This window comes from Ilumatobacter fluminis, assembly GCF_004364865.1.
Lineage (GTDB): Bacteria > Actinomycetota > Acidimicrobiia > Acidimicrobiales > Ilumatobacteraceae > Ilumatobacter > Ilumatobacter fluminis.
The window spans coordinates 899,614-912,592 of record NZ_SOAU01000001.1; the positions used below are offsets into that span (position 1 = coordinate 899,614).

9 protein-coding genes are annotated in these 12,979 nt (G+C 68.5%); 6 read left to right on the plus strand and 3 right to left on the minus strand.

What is annotated here, in order from left to right; genetic code table 11:
• Positions 1-74: 74 nt before the first annotated feature.
• From BDK89_RS04010 to BDK89_RS04030, 5 genes are all read left to right on the plus strand, one after another.
• Positions 75-815, plus strand: a complete 741-nt coding sequence (locus tag BDK89_RS04010; RefSeq protein ID WP_133867724.1) for an ABC transporter ATP-binding protein — start codon at positions 75-77, stop codon at positions 813-815.
• Positions 815-3,019 (plus strand): ABC transporter permease, encoded by a 2,205-nt coding sequence (locus tag BDK89_RS04015; protein WP_133867725.1) that lies wholly within the window; start codon positions 815-817, stop codon positions 3,017-3,019. The genes BDK89_RS04010 and BDK89_RS04015 overlap by 1 nt, the downstream gene beginning before the upstream one ends.
• Positions 3,016-4,458: a sensor histidine kinase gene (locus tag BDK89_RS04020; protein ID WP_133867726.1), complete on the plus strand. Its 1,443-nt coding sequence runs from the start codon at positions 3,016-3,018 to the stop codon at positions 4,456-4,458. Before BDK89_RS04015 ends, BDK89_RS04020 begins: the two co-directional genes overlap by 4 nt.
• Positions 4,448-5,113, plus strand: coding sequence for a response regulator (locus BDK89_RS04025; protein WP_133867727.1), 666 nt, complete (start codon positions 4,448-4,450; stop codon positions 5,111-5,113). Before BDK89_RS04020 ends, BDK89_RS04025 begins: the two co-directional genes overlap by 11 nt.
• Positions 5,114-5,336: 223 nt before the next feature.
• Positions 5,337-8,303 carry a S8 family serine peptidase gene (locus BDK89_RS04030; RefSeq protein WP_166657375.1) on the plus strand — a complete coding sequence of 989 codons (2,967 nt, stop codon included), beginning with the start codon at positions 5,337-5,339 and terminating at the stop codon, positions 8,301-8,303.
• Between the two features lie 106 nt (positions 8,304-8,409).
• Here BDK89_RS04030 and BDK89_RS04035 read toward each other — a convergent pair whose 3' ends face one another.
• The gene (locus BDK89_RS04035; protein ID WP_133867729.1) at positions 8,410-8,973 is read right to left on the minus strand and encodes a hypothetical protein; all 564 of its coding nucleotides are present in this window, start codon (positions 8,971-8,973) and stop codon (positions 8,410-8,412) included.
• Between the two features lie 71 nt (positions 8,974-9,044).
• On the opposite strand from BDK89_RS04035, the gene BDK89_RS04040 reads away from it, so the two are divergent.
• Complete coding sequence (locus tag BDK89_RS04040) at positions 9,045-9,884, plus strand: 2OG-Fe(II) oxygenase family protein (RefSeq protein ID WP_133867730.1); 840 nt, start codon at positions 9,045-9,047, stop codon at positions 9,882-9,884.
• A 111-nt stretch (positions 9,885-9,995) separates the two neighbouring features.
• On the opposite strand, the gene BDK89_RS04045 is transcribed toward BDK89_RS04040, so the two are convergent.
• Both BDK89_RS04045 and BDK89_RS04050 read right to left on the minus strand, forming a co-directional pair.
• Positions 9,996-11,372, minus strand: a complete 1,377-nt coding sequence (locus BDK89_RS04045; protein WP_133867731.1) for an LPXTG cell wall anchor domain-containing protein — start codon at positions 11,370-11,372, stop codon at positions 9,996-9,998.
• Between the two features lie 203 nt (positions 11,373-11,575).
• On the minus strand, positions 11,576-12,961 hold the full coding sequence (locus tag BDK89_RS04050; RefSeq protein ID WP_133867732.1) for an LPXTG cell wall anchor domain-containing protein: 1,386 nt from the start codon (positions 12,959-12,961) through the stop codon (positions 11,576-11,578).
• Between the last annotated feature and the right edge of the window lie 18 nt (positions 12,962-12,979).

The window sequence follows — 12,979 nt, forward strand, 5'->3', positions numbered from 1 at the left end:
GTGGGGGCAACCCCACCCCACGTTCGCCAGCGGTCTCCATGTCGCCACTGCCCGGTGATCTTCACGATGGAGGCATGCACACCACCACGCCTCTCCTCGATCCCCCTGCGGCTTCGACGGCCTCACCGGCGCTCGTCCAGGCGCGCGATCTCACCCGTGTCTGGGGGAAGGGCCACGCCGCACAGATCGGCGTCGACAACGTGTCGCTCGACATCCACCGTGGCGAGCTGCTCGCGATCATCGGGCCGTCCGGCTCCGGGAAGAGCACCCTCGGTTCGCTGATCGCCGGCATCGACGTGCCGACCTCCGGCTCGCTCGTCGTCGACGGGACGCGGATCGACCAGATGAAGGCCGATCGCCTCGCCGACTGGCGCGGCGACCACGTCGGCATCGTCTTTCAGCAGTTCCACCTCCTCCCGACCTTGACGGCGGTCGAGAACGTCGAACTCGCGCTCGAGCTCGGACGCACCGACGTCGGACGACGCGAACGTCGTCGACGTTCGCTCGAGGCGCTCGAGTGGGTCGGACTCGCCGCACATGCCAAGAAGCTCCCCGCCCAGATGAGTGGTGGCGAGCAGCAGCGGATCGGCATCGCCCGTGCGATGGTGACCCGGCCGCCGATGATCGTCGCCGACGAACCGACGGGGGCGCTCGACCAGCGCAATGGTCACGCCGTGTTCGAGCTGTTGCAGGGTCTGGCGAGCGTCGGGACGACCGTCGTGTTCATCACCCACGACCTCCACCTCGCCGAGGCCGGCGATCGTGTCGTGTCGATGATCGACGGCCGCATCGACGACGTGCGAGGCGGTGCCTGATGCGCTCGATCCTGCGACAGTTCCGCCGAGCGCCGGGCCGCATCCTCGCGAGTATCGTGGCGCTCGCCCTGGCGATCGGTGCCATCGGCGTCCTCGCCGTGCCGGCCGTCTCCGAGGGAACGCTCCACGACGCCGTCGGCCGTGACGGGCTGGCCGACATCATCGTCGACACCACACCACTCGACGCAGACCGACTCGACGACATCGTGGCCCTGCCCGACGTCGCCGCCGCCGAGGGACAGGCGATCGTCGCCGTCGAACTCGACGACGGCTTCCAGACCCGGATCATCGGACTCGACTTCGATGGCCAGACGATGGACCTGGTGCAGCTCGACGCCGGCCGGCTGCCCGCCGACACCGACGAGGTGGTCACGACGCCGGCGATCGGATCGATCGGTTCCACGGTCGTCGCCGACGGCGAACCGTTCGAGATCGTCGGCCACGGGTCGACCCTGTGGTGGTCGGGCAACGACGTGCTGTATGCGCCCTTCGACGCCGTCGTCGCCGAAACCGGTGGCGCCAACCACCTGGTCGTCACCGCCGTCGACGACGGCGAGGAAGCGCTCCGGGCGCTCTCGGACGACATCCGCACCCTGCTCGACGCGAGCGGCGCGCAGTTCACGACCTTCCCCGAGTTGCTCCCCGACGGTTCGACCCCGATCGACGACGACATCGCCCAGGTCAGCACGCTGATCGGCATGCTCGGCGTGTTCGCCGGGCTCGTCGCGCTCGTCCTGCTCGCCGGCACGACCAACACGCTCATCACCGAACGCACCCGCGAGGTCGCCGTCATGCGTGCCCTCGGCGGTCGGTCGCGTCGACTCCGCCGACGCCTCCGTCGGATCGCGCTCGGCATCACCGGCGTGTCGCTCCTCGTCGGGTTGCCACTCGGCATCGCGATCAGCAACCTCGTGGCCCGGATGGTGCTGGAGGAGTTCGTCGGTGTGACGCCCTCCTTCGCCGTCGACTGGACCGTCGTCGTCGCCAGCGCCGTCGGGGCGCTGCTCGCCGCACGTCTGGTGTCGGCCCGGGCCGCCCGTCGGGTGACGAAGCTGTCGTTGCCCGAAGCCCTGCGTGATCGCGACGGTGCGCCGTTCGGTGGTCGCTGGACGCACCGCGTCCTGGCCAAGCTGCCGACCGGCGGACTCCTCGAACGGATCGCCGTCCGTTCGACCGTCCGTCGTCCGGCTCGGACGATCGCCGTGACGACCCAGATCTCCGCCGCAGTTGCCGCGGCGTTCCTCATCCCGACCCTCGTGACCTCCGTCAACGACTTCAACACCGCGACCCTTGCGCCGTGGTCGTGGGAGTCGGTGTCGGTCGCCCGCGACCCCGGCCTCCCCATCACGGCGACGGACGACCATGACGAGAGCGCCGCGTCCGAGGCGGGCGTCTGGGTCGACGGTGCGATCGACGACTGGGGCGTCGACGTCTACGGCATGCGCCCGGACAGTCGGTTCTTCTCGGCCGAACTGCGCTCGGGTCGATGGATCGGTGAGGGTCGGCGGGAGGCGATGATCAGTGACGGCTTCGCCAGCAGGCGCGACGTCTCGGTCGGCGACACCATCCCCTTGGAACTCGCGAACGGCGTCGCGGAGTACGAGATCGTCGGCACCCTCGACGACTCGTACGTCGCGGTCTACGTCGATCGTGCCGACGTCGCCGCCGATCTCGGAGCACCCGGGATGGCGAACGTCGTGTGGTCGGCGTCGGAGGCGCCGGTGATCGACATCGACGCCGCCGTGCGGGTCAACACGGCTGCCGATCTGGCCGCGGACGACGAGGCCGGTCGCGACGCCGTGGTGCTGATCTTCGGCGCCATCGGTGCGATCGTCGTCGGCGTCGCCGCTCTCGCCGTGTTGTCGACGATGACGGTGAACCTGTTCGAACGTCGACACGAACTCGCGGCGCTCCAGGCCGTGGGAGCCAGGCGTCGTCGTCTCCGAGGGCTCCTCACCCGCGAGTTGCTGCCCGTCGGCGCCGTCGGCCTTGCGATCGGGCTCGGTCTCGGTGCCGTGGGCGCTCGCGCCATCATCGGCTCGTTCGAAGCCGGCGACGCCATCGACATCGGTGTCACCGACGCCGTCGGAGCGATCCCGTTCATCGTCGTCGGCACGGTTGCGACCCTGTGGCTGCTGTCGGCAGCCGTGGTGCGAACGACGGCGAAGAAGCCGATCGCCGTGACCCTGCGAGGTGCAGCATGAACTCGCTCGACTCCGATCTGGTCGACCGCGACCGGACCGATGGGCGCGAGACTGGCGACGTGAGCCAGCTCCCGCCGCCGCAGATGCCGCCCCCGGCACCGCCGACCGGTGAGCACGACGGCCGGCGATCCTCGGACCCGTCCGACTGGGACTGGGACCGAATCCGCGACCTCGCCGAACGATGGTTCCGTCCGTTGATCCAGCCGGAGGGCTGGCGGGCCCTCGGATACCTCTTCGTCGGCATGCTGTCGGGAGCGGTCTTCTTCGCTGTCTCGTTCGTCGCCGCAGGCGTCGTGTTCGGCTTGTCGTTCGTCGGTGTCGGGCTGCTCCTGATCGGCCCGTTCTTCGCCCTCACGAGTGTGTTCGCCCGGGCCGAGCGGGCGATGGCCGGCTGGGTCGGCGTCGACGTCGCACCGCGCCGGCTCGCGCCGGCCGGCCGCTTCGGGATCAGGTCGATCCTCGACCCGGAGCGGTGGCGGATCGTCGGGTATCTCGCGATCAACTCCGTGCTGGCATCCGGCCTGTTCGCCATCGGCAGCTTCCTCTACACGGTCGCGATCAACGTGATCTTCGGCGGACTCGCCGGTTCGGTGTTCGACACCTTCCCGTTCAACGCAGTCGCCGGCATCGTCGCGCTCGCCGTCTGCGCAGCCGCACTCGGCGGAGCCCCCCGTGTCGCCGTCTGGGTCGGCATGCTCAAGGCACAGATCACGTCGTGGTTCCTCGGTCCCGACCGGCTCGCGCAGGCCGAGCGGCGGGTGACGGAGCTGTCGAGTCACCGCCAGGAGATCCTCGATGCCGTCGCCGCAGAGCGCCGTCGGATCGAGCGCAACCTGCACGACGGGGTGCAGCAACAGCTCGTCGCGATCGGGCTCGATCTCGGCATGGCCGAGCAGCAACTCGATCGAGACCCGGAGCGTGCCCGTGAGCTCGTCGTGAACGCCCGCCAGAAGGTGCAGGGTTCGATCGGTGAGTTGCGCCAGCTCGGACGCGGTCTGCACCCGGCGATCCTCGAAGATCGCGGCATCGATGCCGCGCTGTCGGCTGTCGTCAGCGGTGCGCCGATCCCGATCACGGTACACGTCGATCCCGACCTCGACCTCGACACCGATGTGTCGGAGACCGTCTACTTCTGCGCCAACGAGGCGCTCGCCAACGTCCTCAAGCACTCGTCGGCGCGTGCGGCATCCGTGCACGTCCACCGCGTCGCGGCCAACGTCCGCGTCATCGTCCACGACGACGGCGTCGGCGGCGCCGACCCCACGCACGGTACCGGCCTCGCCGGCATCCGTGCCAGGGCCAACGCCGTCGACGGCTCCCTGCAGGTCTCGTCGCCCGGCGGCGGCCCCACCACCATCACCGTCGAGCTGCCACGCCACATCGTGCGCGCCGACGAACCACCGGACCACGAACGATCGGAGACCAGCGATGTCCGATGAATCGACCCCCATCCGAGTCGTCGTCGCCGACGACAGCGTCCTGCTGCGCGACGGCGTGGTGCGCCTCCTCACCGACTCCGGGTTCGAGGTGCTCGCCGCCGTCGGCGATGGCGACGCCTTGCTCGACGCCGTGACCGAACACGACCCCGATCTGTGCATCGTCGACGTGCGCATGCCGCCGACGCACACCGACGAGGGGCTGAAGGCGGCGCTCGAGATCCGACGGAGGTCGCCCGACACGGCGGTCCTCGTACTGTCGCAGTACGTCGAGGAGCGCTACGCCGGCGAGCTCCTCGAAGGCGACGTCTCCGGTGTCGGCTACCTGTTGAAGGACCGCGTGATCGACGTCGACGACTTCATCGCCTCGCTGCGGCGGGTGGCGGGCGGCGGGAGCGCCGTCGACGCCGAGGTCGTGAGCCAGATCCTCGGGCGTTCACGACGGAGCAACGAACTCGAGCGATTGACGCCGCGTGAACGTGAGGTGCTCCAGCTGATGGCCGAGGGTCTGTCGAACGGAGGTATCGCCGAGCGGCTGGTCGTGTCGCACGGAGCCGTCGAGAAGCACATCTCGAACGTGTTCATGAAGCTCGGCCTCGACATCGAGGACGGCGCGCATCGTCGTGTGCTGGCGGTGCTGACCTTTCTCCGCGCGTGACCGTTCACCGGGCGTTCTCACGGTCGGTGACCCTGTAACCGAGCGTTCACGAGAACTCACACGCCCTTGACGCTGTGCCCTTGGTCACAAGCCGTTGGAACGTCTAGGTTCGCACGCCAGCGGGCGGTGAAACATCCGTTCCGGAGGCGGGGAGCCCAGACGACCGAGTCGTTGATCCCGTTGTCGGAGCGGTGTTGACCGCACAACAACCAAGGGAGAAATGATGAGGAGACGTCTGCCAGCTGCGCTCGTCGCAGGTGCGCTCGCCGTCACGACGGTGGCGGCATTCGGAAGCGCCGGCGGGGTGAACGCCGAGCCACCGGACACGATCGACGTGAGTCAACTGACCGACGGCGAGGTGATTCCCGGCCGCTACGTGGTGATCATGGACGAAGATCCGTTGGTCGCCCAGTTCGGTCAGGACCAGCTCGACAGCAAGGCCGCCAAGAAGGCCCAGAACGGGCTGAAGAAGGGCCACCAGAAGGCGCTGGCCGCCGCCGGTGCCGACGCCAGCCAGGTCACCGCGGAGTACACGGTCGCGCTGAACGGCTTCGCAGCCGAGCTGTCCGACGTCGAGCTCGCCAAGATGAAATCGGTCGACGGTGTCACCGCCGTCATCCCCGACGTGTGGCGCACCGCCCAGACCGACAACTCCGGCGACTTCCTCGGTCTCACGAGCCCCGGTGGCCTGTACGCCAAGGGCTACGACGGTGAGGGCGTGGTGATCGGCGTCATCGACTCCGGCATCTGGCCCGAGCATGCGAGCTTCGCCGACGACGGCAGCTACGCCGACCTCGGGATCACGCTCGACGAGACGGTGTACCCGGCCTGCGACTTCGGCAACACCGCCCACAACGCCAACGACGCTCCGTTCGAGTGCAACAACAAGCTGATCGGTGCTCGCCAGACGATCCCGACGTACCGATCCCTGATCGGTGCCGAGCCGTTCGAGTTCGACTCGGCTCGTGACGACGACGGCCACGGCACGCACACCGCCTCGACCGCTGCCGGCAACGCCGGTGTGTCGGCGTCGATCCTCGGTGTCGATCGCGGCGTCGTGACCGGCGTCGCTCCTCGCGCGCGGATCATCGCCTACAAGGGACTCGGCACGCTCGGCGGCTTCGGCTCCGACCTCGCCGCCTCGATCGATCAGGCGGTCGCCGACGGCGTCGACGTCATCAACTACTCGATCGGTTCCAGCTCGTTCGCGATCGGTCCCGACGACGTGGCGTTCCTCTTCGCCGCCGACGCCGGTGTGTTCGTCGCGACATCGAACGGCAACAGCGGCCCGAACCCGGCCACGACCGGCAGCCCGGCCTCGGTGCCGTGGTTGACCAGCGTCGGTGCCAGCACCCAGGACCGCACGTTCCAGGGTTCCGCGTCGTCGAGTGACGGCTGGGAGTTCTTCGGTGCATCGGTCACCGCCGGTACCGATGAGCTGCCGCTCGTCGACGCCGAGGACGCCGGGGACAACCTGTGCAACCCGGGCGCACTCGATCCGGCAGTGGTCGCCGGCAAGATCGTGCTCTGCGAACGCGGTGCGATCGCTCGTGTCGCCAAGAGCGAGGCAGTCGCCATCGCTGGTGGCGCCGGCATGATCCTGTTCAACCAGACCGACACCCAGGAACTCGTGACCGACACGCACTTCGTGCCGTCGGTGCACATCAACAACACCAACGGGCTGATCATCAAGGGCTACATCGACAGCGCCGGCGCCGGCGCCGTCGCCCAGATCAACGGTGGTGCGCTCACGCCGTCGCAGGGGTCGGTCATGGCGGCGTTCTCGTCGCGTGGTCCGAACTCGCTGGCGCCCGACATCGTCAAGCCCGACGTGACGGCCCCCGGTGTGAACATCCTGGCCGGCAACACGCCGTTCCCGGCACCCGGTGCCGTCAGTGGTGAGCTGTTCCAGTCGATCTCCGGTACCTCGATGTCGAGCCCGCACGTCGCCGGTCTGTTCGCACTGATCAAGCAGGCGAATCCGGACTGGACCCCTGCGGTCGCGAAGTCGGCACTCATGACGACGTCGCGGCAGGACGTGACGAAGGAAGACGCCGCCACGCCCGCCGACCCGTTCGACATGGGCGCCGGACACGTCGATCCGTCGACCAGCGGCAAGGGCTCGATCTTCGAACCCGGACTCGCCTACGACGCCGGCTTGCTGGAGTACGCGGCGTTCACCTGCGGCGCCGAGCTGGGTGTGTTCACACCCGGGACCTGCGCGTACACCGACTCGCTCGGCATCCCGAGCGACCCGGCGCAGTTGAACCTGCCGTCGATCGGCATCGACTCGATCCCCGCGAGCGAGACCGTGACCCGCACCGTCACGAGTGTCGCCAAGGACAACGGCTGGCGCACCTACAACGTGTCGGTCGATGCCCCCGCAGGCTTCGAGGTCACGGTGAACCCGAGCAGCTTCCGGATCAAGCCGGGACAGAGCGTCAGCTATGACGTGACCGTCACCAACGTGTCGGCCCCGGCCGGTGAATGGCGCCACGGCTCGCTCACCTGGAGCGACACGACGGGCCACTACCAGGTGTACAGCCCGATCTCGGTCAACGGCGCCCTGCTCGCCGCCCCCGACGCCGTCGCCGGCGCCGGTGAAGCGGGCAGCACGTCGTTCGACGTGACGTTCGGGTACACCGGTGCCTACAGCGCCGCTCCGCACGGCCTCGCGCCCGAGGTGCTGCTCAGCGGCTCGGTGGGTCAAGACCCCGACCAGACGTACCCGTCGCTCGACGACGCCGATCCCGGTGTGGTCGAGATCCCGTTCCCGATCGCCGGGGCGGCGTTCGCTCGGCTCGAGCTCGTCATCCCGGGCGACGACGACATCGACCTGTTCCTCGAGGACTCGAGTGGCAACGCGGTGGGATCGAGCACGAACGGTGGCACGGACGAGTTGATCGAGCTGACGCTGCCGGCCGACGACACCTACACGCTGATCGTTCACGGCTGGTCGGTGCCGAACGAGCCGTTGCCGTTCGACGTGTCGACGTGGGTCGTGCCGCTCGCCTCGGGTGGCAGCCTGGCGATCGACAGTGCGCCCACGGCAGCGACGATCGGCGCAACGGAGACCATCGACGTGAGCTGGACCGGCGCCGCCGCCGGTGAGCGATCGCTCGGTGCCGTGTCGCACGCCGACGGCTCGGGTCTGATCGGCCTGACGCTCGTCGAGGTGGACAACCGGTGATCCACCGGCGGTAGCCGATCGACATCGGAACGAGGGGGCGCCCGATCGGGCGCCCCCTCGCCGCGTCCGATGACACATCGATCGACTGGTCGGCGGAGCGACCCGGTCAGATGTCGCCGTAGCCGCCGGCTGCGGGCGGGGTGACCCGGTCGGCGGGGCAGTAGAAGGGGACGCCGCTCTGGCCCGAGTGGTACTCGTACTCGATGGCGTCGACCGAGAGGACGATCCGGCTGCCGTTGACCAGGGCCTGGGTGTACGCCATGCCGGGCTCGGGGCAGCCGAGGCCGCCGTCGGGCCAGGTGACCTCCACGACGCTGACGATCTCGATGTCGTCAGCGGTGACGTCGAGTCGGCCGGCGAGGTCGGCGATCGCGATCTCGACGGGTTCGGCATCGGTCGGCACGGTGGTCTCCTCGGTGGACTGGGTGGACGTCGGCGGGGGAGTGGTCGTCGCCACGGCGGGCGCCGTCTTCGACGGCGACGTGGACGGGGATGACGCTTCCGGAGCGGTCGTGGTCGTCGGCTCGGTGGGGGCGGTCGTCTCGGCGATCGTCGGGCTCGGCGGCGTCGCAGCGCTGTCGGCGGTGGGGGAGTCGTCGTCGCTGCCGCAGGCGCAGAGCGTCATCGCGGTGGTGATGGCGAGCGTCGAGATGAGGCGGCGCTGAGACACGAGTGCAGTCTCGCGCCGCTCTGCAAAGCCGCGGCGTCGCCACGACCCCGTCCGGTCCGTAGCCTGGTGTTATGGACGTCGCTGTCGTCGATTACACGTCGCCCACCGCTCCGGAGGAGTTCGCCACGAGCCTCCGCGACACGGGCTTCGGCGTGATCACCAACCATCCACTCGACTGGTCGCTGGTCGAGCAGATCTACGCCGAATGGTCGGCCCTGTTCGACGACCCGGCGGTCGCCGACTACACGACCACCGACTCGCTCACCGGCTACTTCCCGCCCGAGGTCAGCGAGACCGCCAAGGGGTTCGAGGTCCGCGACCTCAAGGAGTTCTTCCACGTGTACCCGTGGTCGATCTATCCGACCCAGGTCACCGACGTGGCCATGCGCTACCGCGACCAGGCAATGGACGTCGCCCTCACCTTGCTCGACTGGGTCGAAGACCAGCTGCCGCCCGAGATCGCCGGCCGCCTCTCGATGCCGCTGTCGCAGATGATGGACAACAGCACCCGCACCCTGTTGCGAGTGCTCCGGTATCCGCCGCTGCCGCCTGAGGTGCCCGAAGGCGCCGTCCGGGCCGCCGCCCACGAGGACATCAACCTGCTCACGGTGCTCCCGGCGTCGGACCAGCCCGGCCTCGAGCTGCTCGGCGCGAACGGCGAGTGGTTCCCGGTGCCGACCGATCCCGGCTCACTCGCCATCAACGGCGGGGAGATGCTCGACCTGGCGACCGAGGGGTATTACCCGGCGACCAAGCACCGGGTGGTCAACCCGATCGGCGAGGCGGCGCAGGTATCGCGCATGTCGCTCCCGCTCTTCCTCCACCCGGCCGACGACGTGGTGTTGGCCGAGGATCGCACCGCCTACGAGTTCCTGATGCAGCGCATCGCCGAGCTACGCGGCGACTCCTGACCGGTCCGGTCAGACGGCCTGTCGGTTGATGTCAGACATCAACCGACAGGCCGTCGCCGTGCTCGGGTCCTCGATGTCGGTTGATGTCTGACATCAACCGACAGGTGTGTGTCAGGCGATGCGTCGGCGGGCGACGAGGAGTGCGCCGCCGATGGCGATGAGCAGGGTGGCGATGATGGCCATTGTGCCGTTGTCGTCGCCGGTGGGAGGCAGGATGGGTGCCACGGTGGTGGGGACGTTGGCGCCGCCGTCTTGGTCGGTGGTGGTGGGTGCCATCGTCGTGGTGGTGGTGGGGTCGTCGTTGACGATCTTGCACGTCACCTCACCGAACGGCTCGACCGTCGCCACTGCATCGTCACCGGGAATGGCTTCGTTCTGCCTGGGCTCGACCGTGTCGGGTGGCGTGGTGGTGATGTCGCCGGGGCCGTCGGGTTCGACGGTGACGGTGCAGGTGACGCTGGGGGTGTAGCCCTGCGGGTCTGCTTCGCCGATGCGGTAGTCGCCGATCGGGAGGGTGACGTCGAGGCAGGTGCCGTCGGCCATGCAGGTTGCGCTCGTGACGGGGGTGCCCTCGGGTTCGGTGAAGATCTCGGCCACGAAGTCGTCGGGTCCGAGCAATCCGCCGTCGTCGTTGGTGACCGACTTCGTCACCACGAGGCTGCCCTCGTAGTAGTCGTTCGTGATCTCGCACAGCGCGACCGACTCGATCTCGGTCGTCGGGTCATCGCTGATCGTGAACTCGCCGATCCCGGCCGGGAACGATTCGGCCAGCAGGAACTCCTGAAGTCCGCGACAACCCACGTTGGATGCGACGTAGCCGTCCGGTCCCGACTCGCCGAGCTGGTACGTGCCCGCCGGGAGCGGGACGACGAGGCAGTTCTCGAGCTCACCGAAGTCGTTGCACTGGTCGGTGGAGAGATCCTGACCGGTCGCAACGCTGACGCCGCCCTCGCCGTAGACCTCGATCGTGAAGTCGGAGGTGTCGGCGGTGCCGCTGGCGACCACCTTGTCGACGAGCAACATGGGTTGGATCAGGTCGAGATCACACTGGACGAGTTGGAACGGGTCGTCGATCTCGAACTGGAACTGGTCACCGTCGAGGACCTCGTAGTTGTTGTCTTCGACGAAGCACGAGCCGGTGACGGTCATCCCCTCGGGGACCCCGTCGAGCCCGATCGCGTAGGTGCCGTTCGACAGGATTTCGCAATCGCCGCCGGCGTACGCGCTGAACCCGCCGGGTGCGGCGAAGCCGGTGAGTGTGGAACCGGAACCGCACGGACTCCCAGGCACCAGCATCGGCGTCGAGCTGACGTCCCACAGCTCGAGGGTCAGGCCCTCGAGCGTCCCGACCGGGTCGGGACTGATGATACGGACGTCGACGTCGACGTCTTGGTCGACTCCGGCCGACGCCGGGGCTGCCGGGGACATTGCCCCGATGATGGTCGCCGCTGCCATGCCGGCCGCGACGAAGATGGACCGCTTCCGCATGCCCGCCTCCTTGTACAAGGTTTCCGCTGTTGAGCGATCCGGTCTAGCACAAGGCTCTCAGCGGCTCGGTGAATAAGCCGGCCGACTGCTGACCGGCTCGGTCAGACGGCCTGTCGGATGATGTCAGACATCAACCGACAGGCCGTCGCCGTGCTCGGGTCCTCGATGTCGGTTGATGTCTGACATCAACCGACCGGTGTGTGTCAGGCGATGCGTCGGCGGGCGACGAGGAGTGCGCCGCCGATGGCGATGAGCAGGGTGGCGATGATGGCCATGGTGCCGTTGTCGTCGCCGGTGGGCGGCAGGATCGGTGCCACGGTGGTGGGAACGTTGGCGCCACCGTCCTGGTCGGTGGTGGTGGGTGCCATCGTGGTGGTGGTGGTGGTGGGGTCGTCGTTGACGATCTCGCACGTCACCTCACCGAACGGCTCGACCGTCGCCACTGCGTCGTCACCGGCGATCGCCTCGAAGTTCGGGATGCTGCTGCTCGTGGCCGGTGGGTTCGTCGTGATCGGCCCCGGGCCGTCTGGCTCTCGGGTGACGGTGCAGGTGACACTCGGGGTGTAGCCCTGCGGGTCCGCTTCACCGATGCGGTAGTCGCCGATGGGGAGGGTGACGTCGAGGCAGCTGCCGTCCGCCATACACGGTGCGCTCGTGACGAGCGAACCGTCGGGTTCGGTGTAGATCTCTGCGGTGAAGTCGGCCGGGCCGAGGAGACCGCCGTCGTCGTTGGTGACCGACTTGGTCACCACGAGGTCGCCCTCGTAGTACTGGTTTGTGACTTCACACTGGGCGAACGGATAGGCGCCCTCCTCGGGCACGTCGCCCACGGTGAACTCGCCCACACCGGTCGGAAAGGCTTCGATGAGGATCGTGTCGTCCGGAACGAAGGTGGTGCACCACACGTTGCTGGGCACGTACCCGTCAGGACCGGTCTCGCCGATCTGGTAGCTGCCTGCAGCAAGCGGGATCACCGCACAGTTGGTGAGTGGCTGGCCCTGCCCGCACGACAACGTCGAGGTGTCGGTGCCGGTCGCCACCTCGCTGCCTCCATCGTCGTACACCTCGAGCGTGAAGTCCTCCGGAGCGTCGGCCGACGGCCCGTCGACGACTTCCTTGTCGATCAACACGGCAGGCTGAACCACGATGAGGTCGCACTCGACGTAGGCAACGCCGAAGTCGACGGTGAACTCGGCGTCGGTGCCGGGGATCAGTTCGTTCGGCACGGACGTCTCGTTGCAGAACGCCGTCGGTGTCGCTCCGGCCGGAAGGCCCGCTACCCCGAGCGCGTAGTCGCCCGTCTGTGGGGCGGTGCAGGTCGGGGCGAGGTCGTAGGCGAAGAGCCCACCCCCCGAGGCCGCGAGTGTCGAGCACTGCGGGTCGGCGACGGCGACCGGCTCGGCGCCATCGATGTCCCAGAGCTCGAGAGTGAGTCCTTCGAGGACGGTGTCGGCATCGGGCGCGTAGACCTGCACGTCGACGAGGACGGTCCAGCCGTCTCCCGCCGATGCCGAACTGGCCGGAGCGAGAGCCCCGGTGACGGTTGCTGCGACGAGTCCGGCCGCCGCAATGATCGAACGTAAGCGCATGGGTTCGCCTCCTGTAGT